This window comes from Ekhidna sp., assembly GCF_040220215.1.
In the GTDB taxonomy this organism is placed as follows: Bacteria; Bacteroidota; Bacteroidia; order Cytophagales; family Cyclobacteriaceae; genus Ekhidna.
The window spans coordinates 17,095-42,075 of sequence record NZ_JAVJTR010000001.1; the positions used below are offsets into that span (position 1 = coordinate 17,095).

Consider the following 24,981-nt stretch of genomic DNA (forward strand, 5'->3'; position numbering starts at 1 on the left):
CACCCCTTGTTTATCTTTACACCAATTTTAATTTGAGATCGTTGTTTATAGAGTCTGTCTAAACATATTTTGAAAAAAGTTATCTCCATTTATCTCATTGCGCTAATTGCTGGTTGTTCACCGTACAAAAACAACCCTTTGAGCAATTCATATCACGATCTAACCGCCCACTTCAATGCGTATTTCATTGCGAATGAGCGAATAAATGAAATTGAGAAGTCCATCTTTGAAAGCCAGGGATGGAACTACAATAAGGTACTACCAATATTCGCGCAGTTTGACTCCACTAAATCAGCGTCATTAAAAACACAGATAGAAGACTGCATTCAAAAAGCTTCTATTGCAATCCAAAGACACCCAAATAGTAAATGGGAAGATGACAGCTATATACTTGTTGGCAAGGCGCGATATTATGCCATGGAGTTTCCAGATGCGATAGAAACTTTCAAGTACGTAAATACACACAGTGAAGACGATAATGCCAGACACCATGCATTAGCAGAACTTATAAAGAGTTTTACTGAGTTTGGAGAATTTAAAAATGCAGTAGCAGTCACTGACTATCTGGCTAAAGAAGATTTGAATAAGCAAAATCAAAAACGGTATCATCTAAATACAGCATATCTCTATCAGCAAAAAGGGGATCAAAGCAAAATGGTGGGGAGTCTTGTAAAAGCAGAAGAACTTTTAAATTCTTCAGATAAGGCCCGCATCAATTTCATCATTGGACAAACCTATCATGAGCTTGGTTTTGAAAGTGAGGCATTCCGATACTATAATAATGTCTTGAAAAACAACCCAAGCTATGAACTGGAATTTTATGCCAAACTATACATGGCTCAGGTAACGGAATTAGCAGAGGAAAGTGACCTTAAAAAAATACAGAAGTACTTTAGAAACCTCCTGAGAGATCCTAAGAATAGGGAATACAGAGATAAAATTTACTATGAACTTGCAGGATTTGAGCTAAAAAATGGCAATGTGCAAGAGGCGATTGATAATTATAAACAATCAGTAAAGTTTAGTGAAAGCAACAACCGTCAAAAAGCTTATTCTTATTTGAGCCTGGGCGAAATCTATTATGATACTTTAAAGAATTTCGTACTGGCAAAAAACTACTACGACAGCACGGTGAGTACCATGCCGAAAGACGAGGAGAACTTTGCAGCCATACAGGAGCGTCAGGAAATTTTGGTTGATTTTGTAAAACAAATAGTAACTATTCAAACAAATGATAGCCTTTTGCATCTTGCTACCCTTTCCGAGGATTCGTTGATTACCATGTTTGCTTCAAAAATTGAAAAAGAGAGAGAAGTAGAAAAAGAGAAAAAGAAGAAAGAAAAACAGCAAGCGATCAATCGGGCTAGAAACATTACCCAAAACAGTGGCGAAAACTTGATCACTACAGCATCTACAGGATCAACCTGGTACTTTAACAACTCAAATGCACTCAGCAAAGGAAGAAGCGATTTTATAAGAAAATGGGGTGACCGTGCGCTGGAAGATGATTGGAGAAGGAAAAACAAATCTGCCATCAACACGCCTATCGAAGAGACTCTTGTGTCCAATGACGTCTCTGAGGCTAGTGGAGAGGATGAGCCTCAAGAATCTGTAGAAGATGAAGCGCGCAAAATGCTGGCAGCCATCCCCACCACGGAGGAGCAGAAAGAAGCATTGTTATCTGAAATTGAAGTCGCTCTATATAGTCTGGGCAATATCTATAATCTGAGGCTTGAGGAAGACAGAAACGCTGCTGTGTCCTTTGAGTCTTTACTGGATAGGTTTCCTGAAACGGAATATGAGGCAGAGGTTCTCTATCAACTTTACCTCCTTTACAAAGAAATTGACCCTGATAAGTCCGTTCTTCGTGGCAATCAGTTGAAGAAAAAATATCCAGAGACCATTTATGCTAAATTAGTTGACAATCCGAACTATCGCGAGGAGAGCTTTGCTATTAGTGAACAACTAAAAAAATTGTACAGAAAGCTTTATAATAAATATAAGTCGAGCATTTATGATGAAGTTTTAATGGGAGCTGACAGTGCTCTAAACCTTCATCCCGAAAATGAATTTAGCGATAACATCGCCTTACTTCGAGTCCTTGCTGTGGGACAAACGGAAGAAGATCATAAGTATCAATTTGAGTTAGGTGAGTTTATTAAGAGCTATCCTGATAGCGAGCTGAATGAGTATGCCAAATCACTATTGGTGGCGTCAGAAAATTTTCAACAAAAGAGGTACAACAGTGCCAAAGCGAGATTCATAGAGGACTTCAATCAAAAGCATTTATTTGTTATTGTTTACGACATTAAATCTGATATGTCTGATAAGGTTCCGGTCTTAGTGGATGATTTTCTGAAAAAGAAAAATTTTGCCAATCTAAAAACCGGTAGTTTGATATTAAGTGATGAAAAATCAATGCTCATCGTCAACATTTTTCCCGGTAAGGGCACTGCCACCAATTTTATGGGTTCCTTTATGCAGGAAACAGACATGAAAAACATATTTAAGGGACAAAAATTTGACGTATTTACCATTACCGAGGATAACTTTGATATTTTCTATCGAACTAAAGACATTTCTGCTTACCTGACATTTTTTGAAAAGCATTATTGATGAAGCATAAGCTGATTAAATACACGCTAAAAACACTCTGGGTATTATTCATCCTTGGTGTCTTAGGAATACCCACCATCTTTTTAATGGTCAAAAACGATGCATTTGGATGGTTTGGTGGGCTTCCAAGTTTACAGGCACTGGAACGCCCTGATCCTGATCTATCATCTGAATTAATCAGTGCCGATGGGGTGTCATTAGGTAAGTACTTTAGAAAGAACAGAACGCCAGTCACATACGAGGAGTTATCGCCAGAACTGGTAAATACTTTATTGGTTACTGAAGACGTTCGATTCAAAAACCACTCAGGCATAGACCTCAAGGGGCTTATTCGTGCAGTTGTCGGAAAGCTAACCTTCACTTTTCAAGGTGGTGGCAGTACACTCACAATGCAGTTAGCTGAAAATCTTTTTAAAACTAATACTGCAGAGCAGGGTACTCTCTATAAATCACGTGCTTTAGGCCAGATCATTACCAAGCTGAAAGAATGGATAATCGCTGTTCGACTGGAGCAGTCATATACCAAAGAGGAAATTCTGGCCATGTACCTTAATACAGTGGAATTCGGTAGCAACTCCTATGGAATTAAAGTGGCTGCAAGTACCTTTTTTAACAAACTTCCATCGCAGCTCAATTATTCAGAGTCAGCTGTCTTAGTTGGTGCCATTAACGCACCAACCAGATGGAGTCCCGTCCTTAACCCTGATAATGCCCATAGAAAAAGAACGGAAGTGCTATGGAACCTGCACAAGTATGGACTTATTGACAAAGCTGAGTATGACACCTTGAACAGGGATTCTATACAGCTCAATTACAGAGTTGAAAATCAGAATGAAGGACTGGCTACCTATTTTAGAACGGTTGCAAAAAACTATCTGGTGGATTGGGCAATTGACAATGGATACGACCTGTTTGAAGATGGATTAAAAATTTATACAACCATTGACAGTAGAATGCAGCAGTATGCTGAAGAAGCAGTTGCAGAGCATATGGATACGCTGCAGCAAATATTTAATGAGCACTGGAAAGGTGAAAACCCCTGGATAAATGATGAAAATAAAGAGATTCCAGAGTTTCTGGACAATGCAATTAAACGCACAGATGCCTATAAAAGTCTTATCTCCAGGTTTGGAGACAACAAAGATTCGGTCAAATATTATCTGAACAAAAAGAAACGTATGACTGTCTTCTCCTGGGAGGGTGAGATTGACACACTTTTTAGCTCATATGATTCATTGAACTATTATAAACGATTTCTCCAAGCTGGATTTATGTCTATGGATCCTCGAACAGGCTATATAAAAGCTTGGGTTGGCGGCATCAACCATCAATATTTCAAATTTGATCACGTACAACAAGGGAAAAGGCAGCCTGGATCTACATTCAAGCCTATAGTTTATACAGCCGCGATCGATAATGGGTATTCCCCATGTTTTCCGGTGGTAGACGCTCCTGTATCATTCAGTCTTCCCGGGCAGGATCCACCCACCTGGGTCCCACAAAATTCCAACGGAAAGTTTACCGGAGAAGTAATGACGATCCGTCAGGCAATGGCCCAATCTGTCAATAGTATAACTGCATTTATGATGAATCGGATTGGTCCTTCCACCGTTGTTGATTATGCGAAGCGTCTTGGGATCGAAAGCAGGCTTGATGCAGTTCCATCACTTTGCCTTGGAGCAGGTGGTGATGTTTCCGTTTATGAAATGGTAGGTGCCTATTCCACCTTCGTTAATAAGGGTACGTATATCAAACCATTTTTCATATCTAGGATTGAGGATAAAAACGGTAATGTCATTCAACAATTCGTTCCCGATGAGCAAGAAGCAATAAATGAAGAAACGTCCTATTTAATGCTCCATATGCTAAAAGGCGTTGTAGAAATGGGGACCGGAAGAGCGATCGACTATACTTTAAAAGTAGATAATGAAATAGGGGCTAAAACCGGAACTACGCAGAATGCGTCTGACGGATGGTTTATAGGAGTTACGAAAGACCTGGTTTCCGGAGCATGGGTAGGGGGTGATGATAGAAGTATTCGTTTTCGGGAATGGGTTCTTGGACAGGGCGGGAGAACTGCCTTGCCAATTTGGGAGCGCTATATGACAAAAATTTATGCTGATGAAACCCTTGGTTATCAAAAAGGATATTTCGAGAAACCTACAAAAGCACTAAGAACAATAATAGATTGTGAGCTTTACGATGAGAACATAAATCCGTCGGACACTGTTGATTATGACGTGGTTGATGAAGATGATTTCATGTAATGCAGTTCCAGAGATACGCAAAAGAGGAATACTTAAGGCTTCCTGAAAAACCCGGAGTTTACAAATTTCTGGATGCTGATGAAACTATCATCTACGTAGGAAAAGCAAAAAGTCTTAAGAAAAGGGTAGCGAGCTATTTTACAAAAGCAAATCTTGATAATCGAAAAACGTACCGGCTTGTTTCTGAAATCCAACAAATAGAATTTGTCATCGTATCCTCGGAATTTGATGCCCTGTTGCTTGAAAACAACCTAATAAAAGAACACCAGCCGCGTTATAACATTCTTTTAAAGGATGATAAAAGTTTCCCGAGTATCTGCATTACCAATGAACGTTTCCCACGCATCTACTCCACAAGAAGAATAGATCATTCAAAAGGAGAATACTTCGGACCATATACAAGTGTGAAAGCTATGAATGGAGTCCTGGAACTCATTAGAAAACTCCATAAAATCAGAACATGCAAGTACAATTTATCAAAGGAAAACGTACGAAAGAAAAAGTATAAAGTATGCCTTGAATATCATATTGGAAATTGCCTTGGTCCGTGTGAAGGACTACAGTCAGAGGATGACTATTTAAAGGATATTGATGAAGCGAGGAAAATACTTAAAGGAAAAATTGGAATCGTAGGCAAATCTTATCGTGAAAGAATGCAGGAAGCTGCGGCTAACCTTAAATTCGAAGTGGCACAATCCTATAAAGACAAAATCGAAAGGCTCGAAAAATTTCAGTCTCGTTCACTTATTGTGAATCAGAAGATCACGAATACCGATGTATTTTCAATGACTACCTCAGAAAATGACAAGTTTCTATTTATCAATTATATGAGAATTGAAAATGGGGCAATTGTTAATTCAGAAACCATTGAGGTCAAGAAAAAAATAGAAGAAGATAACCAAGAGGTGTTTAGATTCTCTATGTTCGATTTACGGAAAAAATATAATAGTTCAAACCCTCAAATCTTAACAAACCTAGCTGTGGATCCTTGGGAGGAAGTGGAAATTACAGTTCCTAAAATCGGAGACAAAAAGCATTTGGTAGAGCTTTCGTTTAAAAATGCACTTTACTTCAAGAAAGAAAGGTTCTCGAAGAAAAGCACACAACCAAATGAAGCATTGCTCCTAAACCTTCAGAAAGACCTCAAACTACCGGATTTACCAGTACATATTGAATGTTTTGACAACTCAAACATTCAGGGAACAAGCCCGGTTGCCTCTATGGTTTGCTTCAAGAATGGAAAACCCTCAAAATCAAATTATAGAAAATTCAATATTAAGACCGTTAAAGGGCCTGACGATTTTGCATCTATGAAGGAAGTTGTAGGTAGAAGATACTCCCACCTTAAAAAAGAAGGTTTAGACCTACCCAACCTTATCGTCATAGATGGGGGAAAAGGACAATTAAGCGCCGCATGTGAGGCCTTGAAAGGCTTAGACTTATATGGTCAAATTCCGATCATAGGAATTGCCAAAAAACTGGAAGAGATCTACTATCCTGAAGACAGCATTCCACTATATATAAGCAAAAAGTCGACATCTCTTAAACTAATACAACAACTAAGAGACGAAGCACACCGGTTTGCTATTAACTTTCATAGACAAAAAAGAAGTAAAACTTCCATCGCATCTTCACTGGATTCTATCAAAGGAATCGGAGCAAATACAAGAGATAAATTGTTAAATAAATTCGGAAGTATCACTCGATTAAAACAGTCTTCTGAAGAAGATTTGATTGATTTGTTGGGGCATTCTAAAGCCCAAACTATTATAGCAGCCATAAAAAAAGGAGACCTTTGAGAGGCCTCCTTCTATTGTAACAACAATATTTTTATTAATAATCTTTTACGCATCTACAACTGTTTCTGTGCCAGTCGCCAATCACACTGTGGTATATTTCCTTTGATCCTTTTTGTACTGAAATTAAACCGGAAGTATTGTCAGACTTTTTCTCAGCATCCCAATAATTACCGCTGATACCAATATTCTTAAATACTCTCCCAGGATCACCGAAACCACCTAAGGTTAATTCCAAACCACTCTCACCACCTTTTTGCAAAGCAATTCCAGCATCGTGAATTCCTCCAAATGTTTGAAACAGTAGGTTCCATTCGCCTATGGTTGGAATGTGCCATCCGTCAGGGCATGCCGCCTTAGCGGCACTAAAGGTATAAAGCCTTCCAAAGGCTTCACAGTAAGCAGGTTCATTTTTATAACAGAAAGAATCCGGAACTTCATAAGATAGATTTTCAGCCATCCATGTCCGCTGAACTGTGACGCCTCCTTCTAAAGCAATATCTATAGTTACAATCTTATATGTTTTTCCATCTCGAGCATCTGTAAACTCGCCAGGTTCCTGCGCAGTTGCGGCAACTGAGCAGGCAGCTATTAAAAGCATGGAGAGTATATTTCTAATATTCATTATACGGTGGATTAGGGTTAGGTTAAATCAAATTAATATTCCCAGAGTTCTGATTCATACTCCATTAAATCATACTCATATTTCTGCTGGATCACAATCACGTTCAATGGATCCTCCGCCATTTCATCTGCATAAATTTGTCTTATATCCAAATCTTTTGCATTAGATACTTTAACGATTGGTGCATTAAAAAGCCTGAGTTCAAAAGCATCACTCATATTCATGTGCTGTCCCGGATTAAAGTTATTATAATAAATAGCCTTGTCCGCATATGGCCCTCTAAATAATGCAACAACATCATCATACCTGAAATGTGCAACTGGTTTTTCGAACCCGGCCGGATTATACAAAGAACCTGCGTTTCTTGGAAGTGCTAGAGTTAAAGATCTAATATAGTTATACATCCTCGAACGATTCCGATCAAATATCACTTCTTCTTTCAGGTACAATACCGAAAACAAGTCCTCAGGAATAGATTCTTGTCTCGCTTCATCTCCTTGAGAATCACTGGCATCATCGGCACCCGCTTCGTCTCCAAAAGAATCAAACCCTCCGGAATTAAACCCTCCGCCAACAAATGGATTTTGCTCCCTTTCGACGGAAATGTTAGATACAAAAATAATATCCGGCATAAAGTTAATGCACGAATCGGATCTGTAAGGTGTAAGGAGGCCCTCATCAACTGCCTGGATAAGTAATCTTGAAACCTCACCATTCAACGAAAAGAAAGGCAAGTTTTGCTTTTCTTTCATGTCCATTCTCCTCCAAACGGTCTTCTTAAACATTACCTGTGTCTCATCCACCTCTGGCTTTACCAATGGTGCCAACTCCTCCTGCGCATAACCAAAGGAGAGCGAGAGACCAAACACAATTACATAACCTAGTTTTTTCATAACACTATTTTATTCTGACAAGTTTAGTTCAGCGAAATGTTGATATAGCGTTGGAATTTCTGAAAATCTTCCACTTGCTTTCTGAAATTTTGTCTTTGTACTTTCTTAATTTCAATCACCAATTGATCCCCTTTTCTTCCCGACATACTTCGGAGATTTATTTGTTCTCCGGCACGGATAGAACCACGACCAAGCCCACCACTTACAAGCGTAACCTCAGCTTCTGCCACCCTGAATTTTGCATCATCCGGCAGGAACTGTGCGAAGCTTTCATCAGGGATTGCTCTTAGAAATAACTCAGGAGTTCTCGCTGGAATACCTTCTTTCAGATTTACCTCGCCAGCACTCGTAAAAACTTTAATATCCGGAGCTGGAATACCTCTTACACTAAATTCCCTTGAGCCAATTACATTTCCCCCAGAGGACACAGTTAATGTTACCTTCTGAGCTCTTGGAACAACTGTAACCTGACCTTTTTGAGAGCCCTTTATTGCATCACCACCTGAGGCAGTGAAAGAAGGATTATACTGTGTGCCAAGTGCTGGCACCTGCACATCAAGTGCATTACCGCAATTATAGTACAATGCGTTAACCGATTGTGACTGGATTTGAATGACAGGACGAACTACGTAATACTCAATTGTATCTGTGAATGTTGTGTCGTTACCACCTCCCTGAGGAACTGTAATAGATGCAACAATCTCTTTTTTAGCATTACCATTCGCATCATAATTGCCAGGAGTAGCAGTAAATTCAACTTTACCAACTCCTGCTACAACAGGAGCTTCTTCACCATTGTAAGTCATTACCATTTTATCATTCAACCCTGAAGCAGAAGCAGCAATAAACATATCTGCTCTATATTTCATACCTGCTGCCACATATTGTGATTCAGGCATAACAACAGGTCTGATCTGATCAAAAGTAATATCCTTCAGACCGACTCTTCTAACCAAAAAGTCAAGGGCTGATGTTTCAAAAGCAAGAACATTTGCCTGAAACTCACTTACAGTAGCCAGTCCGGCATGTGTTGGAGAATTCTCAAATGCGAGCTGGGACCACTTCTTACCTTTTTGATTTTCATCTTTACTATAGATTGGATCTTCTTCTGCATCCAGTGCTATTTTATGAAACTGCTTGAGCTTATCAGCATCTGCTCCATTCTTTTTCAATACCTCCTGAATGTAATCCGCAAAACCATTTAGCTTTTGCTTCATTTCAGCACCGTTTCCTTCTCCACCTTCCTCAACAGGCATCATGTAGTTCCCTACCTTATCATAATCTGTCTTTCCAGCGATGAAACGACGATCTCCTTTATGACCCTCCAGGTAGCCGCCTGTTATCTCAACAAATTTTTCTTTGTATTCCTCTAACTCAGTTAGCAGCTTGGTTGTTTCAGCTCTTACTTCCTCTGCATCCGCTACTACTTTTAAATCATCCGCTCTATTACCCTTATCCTTTGCGGCAGATTTCATACCAGCGATGGTTCGAGCGTTTCGCTCAGATGTTTCAGCATTGGCTCGCTCCAAACTTTCATTGATAAAGGCGAATTTGTCTAAGACTGTGGAGCTAACGTTTAGTGCCAACAATGCAGTTAGCACCAAATACATCATGCCAATCATTTTGCCCCGTGGTGTTTCTTTTCCTCCTGCCATAATTAAATCTTTTTAAGGGTTATTATTGATTACCTCTCATTGCGGTAAGCATGTTACCGTATACTTTATTCAGAGCAGAAATGTTCGATGTAAGCTTATTAAGCTCAGACTGGAATGCAGACGTTTCTTTACCTGCTTCAGCCATGCTTTCAAGCGCACCGCTAATGTTTGAATAGAATTTATTCAATGCCTTGGTATGGCTTTGAGCATCTTTCAACTCCATTTCGTATACTGCATTAAGGGCACCAAGACTCTTAGTTACGTTTTGAACCTGACTGTGATACTCTTTCGTATCTTTTGTAGCATCTGCCATTCCTGACATAGCCTCCATCGCAGAAGCATATGATTTATTCATTTCAGAAAGTGACCTTGAGGCTGACTTTACATTTCCAGCATACTCGTTTGTAGCAACTGCTGCATCGCTCAGGTTTGACATTTTCTTAGCCGATTCAGCCATATTTCTCATGCCATCCCCCAAACTTTTGATCAATTCAGGGCCAACTTTTGCTTCTGCAAGCATTTTGTCCATTTGAGCTGCTACTCCACCAGTTGCCTGAGGAACTGCTTTTCGTGGTGCTGCGGCCGGACCATCATAGTCGTCTGCAAGTTCCGGGTACACTTTAGCCCAATCAGGCTCAGGGTGCTTAGGCTCGAATGCACTTAAAAAGAAAATAACTGCCTCAGTGGTTAGACCAACCCCAAGCATTAGTGCCGCACCCGGCATGTGAAGAATCTTAAACATCGCTCCCACGATTACAACTGCAGCTCCTATTCCGTAGATTTTCGGCATTATAGTGGAATAGAGTAGCTCCTGAAATCCGCCTTTTTTGCTCATTGTAATAATATTTAGGTTAGTAATTTATTCGTATTTGATTTAACTAAAATTCGTATCCTGATGATCTACCAAGATAAGTCATAGCACATCTAAATCCTATAGATGCCCTGGTAGTATCCTGATGCTCATATGATCTGGTTCCTGTTTCAAGGTAGTAAGCTATATCTTTCCAGGATCCCCCTCTAATGACTTTGAATGGAATATTTTCATCAAAGTAAGTAGGGTTCAAATCCCAGGTTAAAGGCATAGCTGAAGGGTTATACGCATCTTCGCACCATTCGGCTACATTTCCTGCCATATCATACAAACCGTATTCGTTGGCGAAGTAGGTTCCGATAGGAGATGTGTAAGCATAACCATCATCAAAGTAATTTCCTCTTCCAGGCTTAAAGTTTGCAAGCAAACAACCTTTGGCATTCCTTATATAAGGGTTGCCCCAAGGATATTTTGCCATATCCCTCCCACCTCTGGAAGCATATTCCCATTCGGCTTCTGAAGGCAATCGGAAGTTTGGCATCACCGGTAATCCAACACTTGTACGGTAGTCGTTCAAGTATTGCGTTCTCCAATCGCAAAAATATTTTGCTGAATTCCAATCAATTCCAACAACCGGGTAATCGTCGAATGCCGGATGAGACCAATAATATACCACCAGTGGATCCCCCATGTGATGGGTGTAGTCCCTAGTCCATACAGTAGTATCAGGCATCAGGTCAGCGATTGAGTAGCCTGTAGGCAAATCAATCTCTGAACTTTGCTGAAGGTTTTGTGTAAACTGTCGGTATTCATTATTGGTGATTTCTGTATCATCCATAAAGAATGCCCCGATGGTCACTTGTTTGTTGAAATTTATCTGGGTGGCCGCCACATCCTCATCTGCTTGTCCCATATGGAACGTTCCAGATGGCACAGACACCATTCCAAATGGCCGGGTCATTTCCCACCCCTGTCTATCCGGAGCTCCTATAAGCTCTCCTCTGTCACCTTGATTTCCGCCAAAAAGACCACAACCTGAAAGAATTATGGCGCAGCAAAGGACAATACAATTTGATATTGTAAAAACACGCATTTTATTCATAACACCTTTATTGAACATGCAAGTATGTAAAATAAACAAACTTTAACAAGAATTATTGCACGATATTCAGCCTAAATATATAATCATAAATCGATTTAGGGCAAGTTTTATTTTAAAATTGGACAAAGGGAATTATCTGTCGGATTAAAAAGTGAACCTTGGGGTTTTCACAGCCTTTCTTCCTCCGAGCACTAAATCAGGTAAATCATACCTTATAAAAACCTCATGAGAGGTGGGTTGCTTCGCATCCTGATTCTTAATTACATAATCAAAAGAATATCCTGCTTTTAATTTATTATCCTCCAAAAAAGAATATCCCATTAGCAAGCTGAGAGATTCTGCTCGCCTGAATGCCACACCTCCCCACATTTTCTCTTGATAGATGGCCACTGCACTAATATCATAGCTATATGTATTAAGATCTGATCTAACCATTATAGTAGGATTTAGTACCAATTCTCGCATTAATCCGAATGAAGTGCCACTCATTAATAGATAGTTGATTGGAATTTCGTTTTTAGCATCTGTTCCGAAATCGAAACCTGGTTGCAAAATATTTTCTGCAGAAACTCCTATAAAATATTCTTTATTGGTTTTGAAGAATAACCCTGCATGAAGGTTCGGCTCAAGCTGTGATTCATTACCTGTAGGTATGAGGCCATCATTTGGATCAACTGCCCTGAAATTAGCATCCAGGGATTGTACGTTGATAGCGGGCATTAGTCCAAGTGATAGCTGACCCAGCCTGAAATCTTTTTTAACTGACACAGAAAGTCGAGCTTGCAGATTATTAAGATTCGCAACTCTATCATTTGACACAGACAAGCCTACACCTGAAAGGGTGGATTTAACAGGGACCACCAATGAAATTAACTGGGTTGTTGGAGCACCCCCAGGATCAAAAGTGGCATCATAGCCTACCCATTGACTTCTATGATGCGCTGCTGCAAAAGCCTGATCTTCCGTTCCAACCCATGCCGGATTATAATAGGACGGGTTGAACATGTAATGATTAAAAAAGAAATCATTTTGCGCAAAACCGTACTGTGCTGTTGCGAAAAGCAATAAGGATAGCAGGAATTTTGAGACTGTTTTCATGTGTTTTTTTCTCATACAGTTAGCACACATGGAATTTAAAAAAATCAACGACAATTCTTTATAAAGATGCCGTTGATTTTTAGTTCATTTCACATTGTAAGTATAACTCCCACAAATAATATACCCTTATTTCATGAGTGTTCATTTGTTTTTAATGCCTCATGGAATGTTCGGGTAGCCGAAAATCATTTCTATGAAATGTTATTTGCCTCTTTAATATAAACCTCAAGCGCGCCTGTCATGGACGGAGCGTTTGGCAATGGTGCCTGTATATCCAACACCAAACCGGCATCTTTTACCGCCTTAGATGTGGTAGGCCCGAAAGCAGCAATTCTTGTATTGTTCTGCTTGAAGTCAGGGAAATTCTGCAAAAGAGACTCGATTCCGGAAGGGCTAAAAAACGCAATCACATCATAAAACACATCATCCAAATCTGAAAGATCTGAAGCCACCGTTCTGTAGATGGTTGCTTCTGACCACTCATATCCATTTTCATTGAGGAAGTCCGGAATATGCTCAGTTCTGATATTTGAGCACGGGAAAATGAATTTCTCTCCTTTGTGCTTTTTAATCACATTAAGCAAATCTTGAGCTGTGCGCTCTCCGGTAAAGATTTTTCTTTTTCTTATGACGATGTATTTCTGGAGATAATTCGCAGTTGTTTCAGAAATACAGAAGTATTTCATATCGGTTGGAATTTCGATCTTGCTCTCTGTCGCTAATCTGAAAAAATGATCAACAGCATTTCGGCTTGTGAAAATTACTGCCGTATGATCAAGGATGTTTACTTTTTGCTTTCTAAACTCCTTTATGTCTACAGGATCGATTTCGATGAATTGACGGAAGTCAATTTTCAATTTGTACTTTTCTGCTAATTTGTGATACGGTGAATTAGGGTCAGAAGGCTCGGGTTGTGATACTAAAATACTCTTTACCTCTTTCAATCGCTCTTTATCCATTACCAAAAGATCATCAGTCGCACTCATGTATGTTTCCTCTTTATGTGATTATTTGTAGAACCACCCTAGCAAAATAATGACAGGTATGATTTCCGTGGCACAAAGGTAGGAAATAATAACAAGTTTTTTACGTGGAGAATTATTAACAAACTTTAATGTGAACCACACCACGAAGAGAATAATGATGATTGGAAACAAGATAAGAAACCCATCTGAAATCCATGATTGATCTGAGCTATTAACAATGAAATCTACAGTTAAGAAAGCTAAAAGAGGAAGTAGCAAAACAAAGTTGAAATTTACAAAATCAAACAGCTGGAAATTTCTCAACCCCCTGAACTTGAATAATTGAGCAACAAGTGAAATCATCACCCACTTAAAAATAAAAAGAAAAAAAACACCTGCTGCCAGCCTAACCCATTGTACTAGATAGCCAACCAGAGTCGTTTGATTTTCAAAGAAATTTAAATCCAAAAGCGCATTCAGGTACACTCCGACAAAGGATAAAGCCAATGAGTATAACACAAGCAAATACATGCTGGCACCATTAAAAAAACCTGTGTTTACAAATTCGTATGCACTTACTTTGAAAGTAAATGTTTTCTCTAACAGGTATGCCATTCTTGAAGGGTAATTGGAAGTGATAATTCCAACTAATACCAACAGAATGATCAAGGTAATAATGGTGAATTCTATAAATATACTTCTGGGCTCACGTGGGCTAGCTACCTGGTCTTTAATTACAGTCAGTTGCTCAAATATCACCAAATCACACGTCAGGTCTTCAAGCGAGCTTTTCGAACTCAATGAAATATATATGGTATCAGATTTAACACCACTAAACAGATCAGATGGATTGAAAAACTCACACTCCTTCAAAGTGGTAAGCAGCCTTCCATTAACCCACACAAAAAGTTCATAAGGGTTACAAATTCGCACCTGACCACTTGGTCTTCCATTCATGAAAAATCCTGCCTGATTAATTCCTTCTAAAGCAGTGATGGGATCCACATTCCCATCCGAATCAGCTCTGACCATCACTTTGGTATAGTCAATAACTGTGATAGTGTCCTGCTGAGTGAAGCCAGTAAAAAAGACTACAAAAAGTAAAATCGTTATTACTATCCTCATTTAAAATCTAGATATATACCCAAAGTGTGCTTTCATGGTTGAAAAGGAAATCGATTGGTCTTTTGAATGGCCAACTCCAATCGCAAAGCTAAATTGGCCTGCTGAAGTAGCAAGTGCAAATCCAAAGCCAATTCCGGACGGATAATCTTTCAAACTTCCCCTTTGATAAAGCATCTGATCATAAAAAAGATAAGCATAGCTTTCCTCTTCGAAGAAGGAACGAAACTCAGCCCGACTCAATAAATAGTGTCTTGCAAAAACTGATTTTTCATTAAACCCACGCAGTGAGGTCAGGCCTCCAATTCTGTAAAGTTCATTCCTTAACAGTTGATCATTTTGAGTGAATCCGGTAGAGATATGATGAAAGAAGGATTGTCTTTTTAACATCCTTACCTGGTAGGCGATCTCACTTTCAAACTGATAAAAGTTGGTCGAAAGCTCTAATGAATCATAATAAGAATCAGGCACATTCAGGTTTCGATCTACTTCTTTCCTGCCGGCCAACGATAATACACGCCACACCACTCCATCTTTCAATTTTCCTAATGTAAATAAGTCTCCCTGCGAAAACTGGACGCTATACGTAGCACGAGTAAACCCTGCAAGTCCGGACTGCTCCAGCATATTTAAATCTGTTGATAGCAAAGTTCCTTTATTCTGCTCATAAGCCAGTGCCAGTTCAATTCGGGGAGCGATATAGGTATGAATCCCCAGCCCTAATTTTCTTGTGAGAAATGTGGTGTCCTGTTTCAACAAATCAAACCGAAAGGAGGGAGAGATTTTAGAGTCGAGAAAAAAGGGATGCTTGTAAAAAACATTGAGTCGTTGTGACTGTTCTGAAAATCGCTCCCACGAAAAAGTGAATTGTTTTCCCGACCTGAAAAGATTTTGAAGATCCAACTCTAAACTTCCAACTGCAGAAGCTTTACCATTGGCATCTTGTTGTAAACCAAGAACTCCCTGAAAAGAACTGGCAGCTTCCTCTTTTACATCTAGAAAAACTTTTGCCTTGTTGTTTTTGAATGATAAATCGACAGGTCTCTGCAAACTCAGATATGGAGATCGTTGAACTTTTTTTGGGATTTGTCCATACGCACGTTCACTAAAATTATCCTCAGGAACTATGTCCAGCAACTGATAGATATACCCTTTGCCTGTTTTTGTTTCCTTGAAGAAATAAGTTGAATCATAAGTGATCTCCGGACCAGGTTCTAGTAACAGCTTTCCAGTCAGTCGACCGTCACTCATTCTGGCAGAATCCAATGCAACAGACACGAACGGATAGCCATGATTTGCATATTGCTGTACCTGTTTCGATAAGTAAGCCTGAAGTTTTCTACCCCGATAATCTGACAATGCAACACGGTGCGCTGCACCTTTGTGCAAATAAATGAGTGAGATACTGTCCTTTCGGAATACAGAATCAATTCCCGAAAAATAATACCCTTGATTGACCCATCTCAGCTGAAGCTTCTGCACATAATTTTTAAGGTCAAGTGTGTCAGCAAGTGTTTGACGTTCAAAAGGCTCACCGTCTACAAATAGCTGTGATTTTACCTGGGCCTGTACCGTGCTGGCACACACAAAAACCAATAGAATTAACATTCTTTGCATCGGTCTTTGCAATTTAGCCCAAATCATGGCTGGCATCTACATTCATATTCCATTTTGCCGACAGGCATGTCACTATTGTGACTTTCACTTTAGCACCAACCTCTCAAAACAGGAGGAGATAGTAGATGCAATCGCTCTGGAAATTGAAGAAAGGAAAGCGTATCTCAAAGAGGATGTGCAAACAATCTATTTCGGTGGGGGGACTCCATCATTGCTTTCTTCTGCTCAGTTAGAAAAGCTTATTAAGGCTGTACTTGATAACTATAATGTCTCTGAAACAGCAGAAATTACCCTGGAAGCCAACCCGGAAGATTTGACGAATGGTCATGCAAAAAGCATTCATCAACTTGGAGTAAACCGGCTAAGTATTGGCATTCAGACATTTGATGAGCAAAAGCTTCAATGGATGAACCGTATTCACTCTTCAGATGAGGCCAGAACTGCCTTTGAATATGCTCGTTCTGCAGGTTTTCAAAATATTTCGCTGGATCTGATTTATGCGATTCCTGACCATAACCGGGAAGCATGGCAACAAGATTTGAATCAAATAACCAAAATGAATCCTGAACACATTTCATTGTACGGTCTCACGATTGAGGACAAGACGGTTTTTGGAAAGTGGGAGCGAGAGAATAAGCTGATACAAGTGCCGGAAGATGAGGCTGCTGCTCAATATCTGTTCGCAATTGATTTCCTGAAGTCCAAAGGATACCGGCAGTATGAAGTTTCAAATTTTGGAAAGGATGGCTGCCATTCACGTCACAACCATGCGTATTGGGCAGGTGTTCCTTATATAGGTGTGGGGCCTGGGGCACATTCTTTTGATGGCGCATTTACGCGAAGCTTTAATGTCAGGAACAATGCAAAATATCTAAAGGCTATAAACGAGAAATTGGAATACACAGAAAAGGAACAGCTTTCGGAAATACAGCGCATCAATGAGCGAATCCTCACTGAGCTGAGAACTGCCAATGGAATTGACCTGAAGGCACTAGCCAAACTGAGTGGAGCAAACATTGCAGAGATTCATTCAGGTTTTTTGAAACAGATGGCTGATCAGAATTTGATTGAGCTAACAAATGATAACCTGCGATTGCTGCCACAGGGTTTTTTGGTCGCGGATGAAGTTGCGTTGCGGCTGTTTTTTTCGGAAGGTGAATGATCTAAGAAAATTTAGCTTCTCTAAAATATTCAAAAAAAACAAAAAACCGTCATTCAGAGGCTCATAGGGCTGGTTGCAGCGGGGCAGCCGTGGAATCTCCTCGAATTGAAAGACTCCACGCCTTTCTCCATCGCACTTCCCAACAGAAAGGCTCTGAGTGACGTTAGCTAGGTTTTTTGCTTTTTATTGATCCTAGCCTACCCTCTCCAAAGAGAGAGATTTGGCTGCTTAACTTAATAGCATCAGTGTTTGATATTTTGAAATTCACTTCATGCATCTACCTTTGAAAATAGCTAGGGATAATGCACGTTAAGCCCTACTTTTGCGAACGCAAATGGACGCAACTACTAAAAAAGCCCTTCTATTACTTAAGTCCCTGATTTTTCATTATCACGGTCTGGACGATGAGGAACGTGAAATGCTGGAGGATGCTGCCGTAAAATTGCAGGCTTCAGAAGAAATGGAATGGGCCAATAAGTTTATTGCCCAGGATTACCTTTCTGCATTTGAGCGTTCACGCGAATTCCTTTACAAGATCTTCTCGAAAATGAGCGAACCGGATCGCATCAAATATTTACTGGAGGTGTGGGAAGAGACCCACAAAAAAGGTTACGTGACCGAAATGGAAACCACGGCTATTCTTACGCTATCCAAAGACTGGCATGTAGAAAAAGCTTTTCTGGAAGAGGTGAAGGATTAAATCATTCCGTATGCCCTTGCGGAAACCTTTAAAAAGGGTTGGAGACTTGGGCATCTTCTGCTTTAAAAAAATGAATAGACCACTGAGATTCCCATGTCTCGTTCGTGCCTCACTTCGCAAGGGAATACGGGGTTTTTTTGACAGCTGTGCCTTATCAGGAAGGATTTAGAGTGGTGTCAATACTTATATGAGTTGAAAAGCCATACTTTTCGCTCTTGGCCTGAAACAATTGCTTGATACACCGCCATTGGTATTCCTATCACTCCAACAAAAGCTGAAGTTGCATAAACATCTGCAATCCTAAAAATATAATCCCATACAAGCATTACCATTCCAGCAGTTCCAGCGAGCAAAATAAGTGATGCAACTAATGCCACTATTTTATTCTTTTCAGCTCTAATATCATTCACATGATATTTATTTGATGTGTTACAATTAGTACATCTCAATTCGATCTTTTCATTTAGCTTTTTTGCCAGTGCAAAGCGGTCACTTACCCAGGCAGAGAAGTTGATTTCTTCTCTACATTTAGAACATCTTGTGTAGAGTTTCATGACGCTTTAGATATTTTTACAAACTCATCATCTCCCTAAACCTTGCAGACTGGCGTCTGCTTACTTCGATTTTTTCTCCGCCTTTTAGCTGTACCAATAAGCCACCATTAAACCAGGTGTCGATGGATTCCACCCAGCCGAGGTTAATGATGTGCTTTCTACTTGCACGGAAAAAGTGACGATCGTCCAGTCGTTCGTCCAGGGCGTTGAGTGACTTGTGAATCATTGGTTTGAACTTATCAAAATAGACTTTGATGTAGTTTCCATCCGACTCAAACAACCGAACGTCTTCCAGCTTCACAAACCAACATTTGTCCCCGTCTTTTACAAAGACCTGATCTTTACTGCTCAGCTTTTGATCTTTTGCCGTTTTCTTAGCGGCTTTGATAGACACCTTATTCAGGCTTTCAGTCAACCTTTCCGGCTGTATAGGCTTTAGCAAATAATCCAGCGCATTGTACTCGAAAGCTTTGAGTGCAAACTCATCATAAGCAGTGGTGAAAATGACCTGTGGCACACGCTCCATTTCTTCCAGCATCTCAAAGCCTGTTTTCCCCGGCATTTGAATATCCAAAAAGACTACATCAGGATCATGCTTTTCTATTTTCTCCATAGCCTCATCCGGATTGGCTGCCTCATCTACAATTTCAATCTCCGGGTGATTCGCTAAAAGGGAAGCCAGTTCCTTTCGTGCCAGTCGTTCATCATCTACAATTATTGCTTTCATACTTTTTGTTAGGTTCTAAGTTAATCCAATTCCCGCATTGATTGCTCAATAGGCGGAATAGTAATGGATGTTAAAACGGTACTCTTATTTTCATTCTTTATTTCGAATTTGGCTGAATCACCAAATATCAATTCAAGACGTTTCTGGGTATTGGCCAGGCCAAAACCGCTTTCGATAGTCACATCGCCTGATAGCTGACCCGTATTACGGATTTGCAAGTGCAGTTGTTTTCTTTTTATGGTGGTCTTTATGCTGATCTCTCCACCGTGTTTCAAATTGGAAATTCCATGCTTAATTCCGTTCTCCACAAGCGTTTGTAGCATCAAAGGTGGTATCATGAATCTGCCTGAATTTCGATCGATATCAAAGTTGGTGGTAAGTCGCTCTTCGTACCTGATTGTTTCCAGCGCCAAATAATCCATCACCGTCTTTAACTCCTCCATAAATGGAATCAATTTCTTACGGTCACTAATCAGGGAGTTTCTTAAAATATGGGATAGTTGAGTAATAGAATCCTTTGATTTTTGTGGGTTTTCATCCACCAGCGCACGTATACTGTTGAGTGCATTGAATATGAAATGAGGATTTAGCTGTGCTTTCAGATTATTGAGCTCCACCTCCCTGGCGGCAGTTTCTGCCTTTAGTGATTTATTATACCGCTCTACGTAATGGAAGGCAAAATAGAAGATCGTCCAGATGAAATAAATCACCCAATAGCCGAGGGTATTGATCAGCACGGTAAGAAACATGAGGTCTTGCTTCGAAATACTACCGGTGAAGTATTCGATGACCAACAGGTACCCATAATTCAGCCAACTAAGAACGAAAGCAGAAATTAAAAGGCGAGGGATAAGAAAAGTGAGCCTTAGATTCAGCCAGCCTCTTTTGATAATCATTGACCGAAGAAGGTGTGTGGTCGCAATAAAATAGACCACCTGGTAGAAAACACCAAGGACTTGATTTACATCAAATCGGTTCGCGATGGTGTAAAGGAATATCTGGATGAAACCGTAAAGTCCCCAACCAAAAATCTGACACAGCCAGTATATCCTTGCTTTGTTCATGAGCGGATAAAGCTAAACAAGTGGTGAATATTTAGCTCATTGAAGTTGCATGGGTGAAAAGATGCCTTGATGAGTGGTTTTTAACAAAACATTAACTAATCCGATCTTTTAATTAAGGATAATTAACAAACCTGCCCGGTTATTCATCGTATTGATGATCAGGACTAAACTCAAAACAAATAAGGTTAATTTATGAAATCAATACTCTTACTGACACTACTAAGCGCCTCCATCACTCTGGGTGCTTCAGAAACTCAATTGCAAGCCGATCAAGGATTGAGCATGCAGCTGGAAACCGATTTGATCTTCCAAAAAATGGTTAAAATCTATAGTTATGAAGGATCACTTATCAGGGAGTTTCCTTTGGACGATGTGGCAAACAACCAGATCAGCGTAGCAGATCATATCCTCCTAGAGGAAAGCGATTTTGCTTTCGACTATTTTGGTGACTACTACTATTTCGGGGATGCCAATGGTGCATCATTTCTTAATTGAATGGGAAAGTCGAGATTCCCAAGTCTCACTCGAACCAGTTCGCAAGCCACCGTGTAAAAACACAAGTATTTAGATATAATTTTTTCTGGTTATATGTTACTGTTCAGAGGGCTTTAGGTCTGTTAACATCCAGAAGTCCATCTAGAGCAGCCTCGACGTGAATCGAGGCTGTTATTTTTTTATTAGCCTCTTGTTTGTGGATGTTCCAAAGTCTGTGTTGAAAGCCTGATTTTTCTTCTATAATGTGTAAATGATGACCAGCAACTTTCGCAGAACGGCCACATATCCTTTTATTTTGATCTTTGTTCTTTCATATACGCTCATAAAACTGGTGAAAAGGTTTGGTTAATACGAGTTACACTTAATCAGGGACTTCCCGAATCGCATCTTCTGTGAATCGTCTACCAAGCCCTTTGACTGCTGAAACACAGAAAAAGCCTACAACCTGTTCATCATCCTCAGCCTGAATATTGGACTCAACATTTGCGAGGCTGGGGGCAAACAACTCACCAAAGCTTCCGGGTCTGTCTGTCTGGATGATTACCTGATTCCAAAAGAACCAGGCTTCAAGTGTGATTGAGTTGATTTCTACGTAGACACTATCTTCACCCGGTCCTGTAAATGGAGGTATAAACTCATCATTTTCGTCTGTTTCAAAGGGGGTTATGCCATCTCTAATCGGCTGTATGAAGGTGAGTCCATCAGCATTTCCTCCCGGAGAGAAAGCTCCATCAAAGGATAGATTGATTTCGGTTGGCTTATTTAAATAGGTGCCATTTACCCAGCTTTTAATCCAATAAGCATCTCCTTCCCCTTCAAAATCTCTCGACCAGAATTCTGCCACATAAAAGTCATCAATTCCAAAGGAGCCCTCTTCAAATCTCCATGTGATACTATCAATCTCTGGGACACGACCCATTCTGCTCACCGAACCGTATTGCTTTCCATTGATCCGCACATCTAAAAAATACGTTTGCCCCACGGTACCAAAAGAATCAGTAGGGTTGGCAGGAAGCCAGCTATATAGCCCCGGTATTTCCTCATTAAATGGGTACACGGCACCATCTGCATCTACAACTAAGACGGATGCACCGGATATTCCCTCAGGCTCGGATCCATCAAAATAAGTATTGGTTCTAGTAATTCGGATCGTTTGCTTCTCTGCTTTTCTGTAGATCCAGGCGTCAAACGCCAGCACAGGATCTGCATTAGCCAATTCCACATTAATGTCATCCTCACAAGAAAGAAGAACAAAAACTGATAATATGATGAATAGCTTTTTCATACTTAGAACTTGAAATTGTAGGTGATCGATGGAATAAACGATGCAAAAATGGAAACCTGAGTAGCACGGGTATCTGCCAATGCTCCCGGATCTACGCGATCTCCTCCTTGCCAGAAATAAATGGAAAATGGATTCGCCCGATTGTAAATGTTGTAGACAGTGAAGACCAACTCATCGCGGTTTTTTCGAGGTGTTCCATCTTTACGAACAGCTCTGCCTTTACGGGTAGCCGAAAAATCTAGTCTATGATATTCCGGTAAACGCACATTATTCCTTGAGTCATTTGCATTGTGAGGAATAGTAATGCCCTGAACCTCATATCGACTTGTTGGGAAGGTTGTTGGTGTTCCACTGATATAAGAGAAGGTGGATGATAGTGACCATCTGTTATTCAGCTCATAGAATCCTGTCACCTTAAAATTATGCGTTTGATCGTATCTGGTAGGATACCATTCGCCTTTATTTATGCCTACTGTCTGAAGCTCAGTTCTACCCAGCGTATAGCTTACCCAGCCATTCAATCTTCCTGAATTTTTCTTGATATAAAGCTCCATACCATAAGCTCTGCCATCACCGGCTAAAAGGTCTGCTTCCAGTGCCTCATTGATCAATAAATCCGCGCCATTGATATACTCTAATTGTCGGGCTGTTTTACGATAATAAAATTCCACAGAGGTTTCATATCGATTACTCTTCAAATTCTTAAATAAACCCACTGCCCATTGCTGACCAATTTGAGGTTTCAGGTTGTTGGAGCTTGGCGTCCATAAATCCAGCGGATTAGAAGCTGTAGTATTTGAAATCAAATGAATGTATTGTAACATTCGGTTGTAGCTCCCCTTTATAGATGTGGTTTTATTTAGTTGATATCTGAATGACACCCTCGGTTCCCATCCATTATAGGAGGCTATCGACTCTCCTTTTTCCACCACTTCAATGTTCTCGATCGGTCGTCTTCTGCCGGGAATTGTATCACCCAAAATAAACTTGTTACCTTCTCCCAATAAGTTGAAATAGGAGAACCTCAGTCCATATTGAACCGAAAGATTATCTGATATTTTTTGCTCGTTGTTGACATAAAGCGCAGATTCAATTGATCGTTTGTCGGGCACACTGATATCAATCACATCTCCATCACTTATTCCCCTTGCCCTGGCTGGCTCAAAGACGTAGTTATAAAACTCACCACCAAAAGTCAGCTCATTTTTTTGATCTATGAAGTAGGTAAAAGAAGGTTTCAGTGCCAATGTGTTTATATCTGAGTTCCACTCAAAACGATCCCTTGGATTATCTCCAAACGCCAGCTCATATTCATAATCGCTGAAGAAGAAAGTAAAATTTGAGAACAGACGATCATTGAACAGGTGATTCCACCGAACCGTTGATGTTCTGTTTCCCCAGCTAAATCCCTGATCCGCATCAAACATAAAGTTGTCCTGCCCAAAATATCCCGAAAGGAATATTTGGTCATTATCTGAAAACCGGTAGTTCGTTTTCATGGTGAGGTCATAGAAATTCAAAGCAGCACCGTTCCTTAATTCCTCTACAAATGGCCTGGCAAGAATATCCGCATACGATCTTCTGGCTGCTATGATAAATGAGGACTTTTCCTTCTTAATTGGTGCCTCTACTGAAATACGACTGAAAATGGTGCCGATTCCTCCATTTACTTCCAACTCTTTATTGTTTCCTTCTTTCATTCGAATATCAAGAATCGAAGCAAGCCTTCCTCCAAATTGAGCGGGTATGGCTCCTTTATAGAGCTTCATGTCTTTAACCGCATCCGGATTGAAAACAGAAAAGAATCCTAAGAGGTGAGAAGAATTATAAACAGGTGCTTCGTCTAAAAGGATCAGGTTTTGTCCAACACTTCCTCCTCGTACATTAAACCCCGATGCACCTTCCCCTACAGTAGAGACTCCCGGCAAAAGCTGTAAACTTTTGATGATATCTACTTCTCCCAAAATAGCCGGCATCATTCTGACTGTCTGAATGTCAATCTCCGCCACGCTCATTTCTGTTGATGTCACATTTTCATCTTCCGGCCTGGCTGTGACCACAACTTCCTTAAGCTGGGTCTGTTCCTCGGCAAGCTCTATGTCAATCCGTATATTCTGATCTAATGAAACAGTCTTAGTCTGGGTGACAAATCCAATGTATCTGTATTCAACTGTGTAGTCTCCTTTTGGAAGAGTGATGGAATAGAATCCATAAACATTGGTGATGTTGCCGGTTCCCAGTTCCTTTACAAGAACGGTGGCCCCTATGAGGGCTTCTCCATTGGCAGCATCGGTAATATTTCCATTAATGGTGTATTTCTCTTGTGCAGTCAGAAAGAAAGGAATGACAGCAAATAGCAGTAAAAGTTTTTTCAAAACGGTGATAGTGTTTTAAGTGTGACCTTCCGAAAGACGCATGAAAGCGCAA

At 40.2% G+C, this 24,981-nt stretch carries 20 protein-coding genes; 6 read left to right on the forward strand and 14 right to left on the reverse strand.

Annotation, left to right across the window (positions count from 1 at the left end):
- Positions 1-69: 69 nt before the first annotated feature.
- From porW to uvrC, 3 genes are read left to right on the forward strand one after another with little or no spacing between them, the layout of a single operon-like run.
- Positions 70-2,616: a type IX secretion system periplasmic lipoprotein PorW/SprE gene (gene porW / locus RIC88_RS00105; RefSeq protein WP_350215290.1), complete on the forward strand. Its 2,547-nt coding sequence runs from the start codon at positions 70-72 to the stop codon at positions 2,614-2,616.
- A complete protein-coding gene (locus tag RIC88_RS00110; protein ID WP_350215292.1) occupies positions 2,616-4,883 on the forward strand; it encodes a penicillin-binding protein 1A in 2,268 nt (755 codons plus the stop codon). The genes porW and RIC88_RS00110 overlap by 1 nt, the downstream gene beginning before the upstream one ends.
- Positions 4,883-6,682, forward strand: coding sequence for an excinuclease ABC subunit UvrC (gene uvrC, locus RIC88_RS00115; protein ID WP_350215294.1), 1,800 nt, complete (start codon positions 4,883-4,885; stop codon positions 6,680-6,682). The genes RIC88_RS00110 and uvrC overlap by 1 nt, the downstream gene beginning before the upstream one ends.
- A 34-nt stretch (positions 6,683-6,716) precedes the next feature.
- Here uvrC and RIC88_RS00120 read toward each other — a convergent pair whose 3' ends face one another.
- The 9 genes from RIC88_RS00120 to RIC88_RS00160 form a co-directional block, all read right to left on the reverse strand.
- A complete protein-coding gene (locus tag RIC88_RS00120) occupies positions 6,717-7,304 on the reverse strand; it encodes an FISUMP domain-containing protein (protein ID WP_350215296.1) in 588 nt (195 codons plus the stop codon).
- Positions 7,305-7,336: 32 nt separating this feature from the next.
- Entirely contained in the window at positions 7,337-8,197 is an 861-nt protein-coding gene (porN, locus tag RIC88_RS00125) for a type IX secretion system ring subunit PorN/GldN (RefSeq protein WP_350215298.1), read from the reverse strand.
- 23 nt (positions 8,198-8,220) lie between these two features.
- Positions 8,221-9,852, reverse strand: a complete 1,632-nt coding sequence (gene porM, locus RIC88_RS00130) for a type IX secretion system motor protein PorM/GldM (protein WP_350215300.1) — start codon at positions 9,850-9,852, stop codon at positions 8,221-8,223.
- 22 nt (positions 9,853-9,874) lie between these two features.
- Positions 9,875-10,687: a type IX secretion system motor protein PorL/GldL gene (porL, locus tag RIC88_RS00135; RefSeq protein ID WP_350215302.1), complete on the reverse strand. Its 813-nt coding sequence runs from the start codon at positions 10,685-10,687 to the stop codon at positions 9,875-9,877.
- A gap of 43 nt (positions 10,688-10,730) precedes the next feature.
- Positions 10,731-11,765, reverse strand: a complete 1,035-nt coding sequence (gene porK, locus RIC88_RS00140) for a T9SS ring complex lipoprotein PorK/GldK (protein ID WP_502879990.1) — start codon at positions 11,763-11,765, stop codon at positions 10,731-10,733.
- A 144-nt stretch (positions 11,766-11,909) separates the two neighbouring features.
- Positions 11,910-12,863: a PorP/SprF family type IX secretion system membrane protein gene (locus RIC88_RS00145; protein ID WP_350215306.1), complete on the reverse strand. Its 954-nt coding sequence runs from the start codon at positions 12,861-12,863 to the stop codon at positions 11,910-11,912.
- Between the two features lie 191 nt (positions 12,864-13,054).
- Complete coding sequence (locus RIC88_RS00150) at positions 13,055-13,849, reverse strand: uroporphyrinogen-III synthase (RefSeq protein WP_350215308.1); 795 nt, start codon at positions 13,847-13,849, stop codon at positions 13,055-13,057.
- Positions 13,850-13,870: 21 nt separating this feature from the next.
- Positions 13,871-14,953 carry a DUF4271 domain-containing protein gene (locus RIC88_RS00155; protein ID WP_350215310.1) on the reverse strand — a complete coding sequence of 361 codons (1,083 nt, stop codon included), beginning with the start codon at positions 14,951-14,953 and terminating at the stop codon, positions 13,871-13,873.
- The gene (locus tag RIC88_RS00160; protein ID WP_350215312.1) at positions 14,954-16,567 is read right to left on the reverse strand and encodes a BamA/TamA family outer membrane protein; all 1,614 of its coding nucleotides are present in this window, start codon (positions 16,565-16,567) and stop codon (positions 14,954-14,956) included.
- Positions 16,568-16,592: 25 nt separating this feature from the next.
- On the opposite strand from RIC88_RS00160, the gene hemW reads away from it, so the two are divergent.
- Both hemW and RIC88_RS00170 read left to right on the forward strand, forming a co-directional pair.
- Positions 16,593-17,729 (forward strand): radical SAM family heme chaperone HemW, encoded by a 1,137-nt coding sequence (gene hemW, locus RIC88_RS00165; RefSeq protein WP_350215314.1) that lies wholly within the window; start codon positions 16,593-16,595, stop codon positions 17,727-17,729.
- A 334-nt stretch (positions 17,730-18,063) separates the two neighbouring features.
- Positions 18,064-18,429 carry a hypothetical protein gene (locus RIC88_RS00170; RefSeq protein ID WP_350215316.1) on the forward strand — a complete coding sequence of 122 codons (366 nt, stop codon included), beginning with the start codon at positions 18,064-18,066 and terminating at the stop codon, positions 18,427-18,429.
- Positions 18,430-18,605: 176 nt separating this feature from the next.
- Here RIC88_RS00170 and RIC88_RS00175 read toward each other — a convergent pair whose 3' ends face one another.
- From RIC88_RS00175 to RIC88_RS00185, 3 genes are read right to left on the reverse strand one after another with little or no spacing between them, the layout of a single operon-like run.
- The gene (locus tag RIC88_RS00175; RefSeq protein WP_350215317.1) at positions 18,606-18,983 is read right to left on the reverse strand and encodes a hypothetical protein; all 378 of its coding nucleotides are present in this window, start codon (positions 18,981-18,983) and stop codon (positions 18,606-18,608) included.
- A gap of 16 nt (positions 18,984-18,999) precedes the next feature.
- Positions 19,000-19,710: a LytR/AlgR family response regulator transcription factor gene (locus RIC88_RS00180; RefSeq protein WP_350215318.1), complete on the reverse strand. Its 711-nt coding sequence runs from the start codon at positions 19,708-19,710 to the stop codon at positions 19,000-19,002.
- Between the two features lie 20 nt (positions 19,711-19,730).
- Positions 19,731-20,774, reverse strand: a complete 1,044-nt coding sequence (locus RIC88_RS00185; protein WP_350215320.1) for a sensor histidine kinase — start codon at positions 20,772-20,774, stop codon at positions 19,731-19,733.
- A gap of 192 nt (positions 20,775-20,966) precedes the next feature.
- Between RIC88_RS00185 and RIC88_RS00190 the strand changes: the two genes are divergently transcribed.
- Positions 20,967-21,269 (forward strand): hypothetical protein, encoded by a 303-nt coding sequence (locus RIC88_RS00190; RefSeq protein WP_350215322.1) that lies wholly within the window; start codon positions 20,967-20,969, stop codon positions 21,267-21,269.
- A 361-nt stretch (positions 21,270-21,630) separates the two neighbouring features.
- Here RIC88_RS00190 and RIC88_RS00195 read toward each other — a convergent pair whose 3' ends face one another.
- Together RIC88_RS00195 and RIC88_RS00200 are read right to left on the reverse strand one after the other, a co-directional pair.
- Positions 21,631-22,554, reverse strand: a complete 924-nt coding sequence (locus RIC88_RS00195; RefSeq protein WP_350215324.1) for a DUF4249 family protein — start codon at positions 22,552-22,554, stop codon at positions 21,631-21,633.
- A gap of 2 nt (positions 22,555-22,556) precedes the next feature.
- Positions 22,557-24,929 carry a TonB-dependent receptor gene (locus RIC88_RS00200; protein WP_350215326.1) on the reverse strand — a complete coding sequence of 791 codons (2,373 nt, stop codon included), beginning with the start codon at positions 24,927-24,929 and terminating at the stop codon, positions 22,557-22,559.
- Positions 24,930-24,981 lie beyond the last annotated feature (52 nt).

Excerpts from the sequence above, each read along its gene's own strand:
- RIC88_RS00110 (WP_350215292.1), top strand. The coding sequence starts at position 2,616 with ATGAAGCATAAGCTGATTAAATACACGCTAAAAACACTCTGGGTATTA.
- uvrC (WP_350215294.1), top strand. The coding sequence starts at position 4,883 with ATGCAGTTCCAGAGATACGCAAAAGAGGAATACTTAAGGCTTCCTGAA.
- RIC88_RS00120 (WP_350215296.1), bottom strand. The coding sequence starts at position 7,304 with ATGAATATTAGAAATATACTCTCCATGCTTTTAATAGCTGCCTGCTCA.
- porN (WP_350215298.1), bottom strand. The coding sequence starts at position 8,197 with ATGAAAAAACTAGGTTATGTAATTGTGTTTGGTCTCTCGCTCTCCTTT.
- porM (WP_350215300.1), bottom strand. The coding sequence starts at position 9,852 with ATGGCAGGAGGAAAAGAAACACCACGGGGCAAAATGATTGGCATGATG.
- porL (WP_350215302.1), bottom strand. The coding sequence starts at position 10,687 with ATGAGCAAAAAAGGCGGATTTCAGGAGCTACTCTATTCCACTATAATG.
- porK (WP_502879990.1), bottom strand. The coding sequence starts at position 11,765 with ATGAATAAAATGCGTGTTTTTACAATATCAAATTGTATTGTCCTTTGC.
- RIC88_RS00145 (WP_350215306.1), bottom strand. The coding sequence starts at position 12,863 with ATGAAAACAGTCTCAAAATTCCTGCTATCCTTATTGCTTTTCGCAACA.
- RIC88_RS00150 (WP_350215308.1), bottom strand. The coding sequence starts at position 13,849 with ATGAGTGCGACTGATGATCTTTTGGTAATGGATAAAGAGCGATTGAAA.
- RIC88_RS00155 (WP_350215310.1), bottom strand. The coding sequence starts at position 14,953 with ATGAGGATAGTAATAACGATTTTACTTTTTGTAGTCTTTTTTACTGGC.
- RIC88_RS00160 (WP_350215312.1), bottom strand. The coding sequence starts at position 16,567 with ATGCAAAGAATGTTAATTCTATTGGTTTTTGTGTGTGCCAGCACGGTA.
- hemW (WP_350215314.1), top strand. The coding sequence starts at position 16,593 with ATGGCTGGCATCTACATTCATATTCCATTTTGCCGACAGGCATGTCAC.
- RIC88_RS00170 (WP_350215316.1), top strand. The coding sequence starts at position 18,064 with ATGGACGCAACTACTAAAAAAGCCCTTCTATTACTTAAGTCCCTGATT.
- RIC88_RS00175 (WP_350215317.1), bottom strand. The coding sequence starts at position 18,983 with ATGAAACTCTACACAAGATGTTCTAAATGTAGAGAAGAAATCAACTTC.
- RIC88_RS00180 (WP_350215318.1), bottom strand. The coding sequence starts at position 19,710 with ATGAAAGCAATAATTGTAGATGATGAACGACTGGCACGAAAGGAACTG.
- RIC88_RS00185 (WP_350215320.1), bottom strand. The coding sequence starts at position 20,774 with ATGAACAAAGCAAGGATATACTGGCTGTGTCAGATTTTTGGTTGGGGA.
- RIC88_RS00190 (WP_350215322.1), top strand. The coding sequence starts at position 20,967 with ATGAAATCAATACTCTTACTGACACTACTAAGCGCCTCCATCACTCTG.
- RIC88_RS00195 (WP_350215324.1), bottom strand. The coding sequence starts at position 22,554 with ATGAAAAAGCTATTCATCATATTATCAGTTTTTGTTCTTCTTTCTTGT.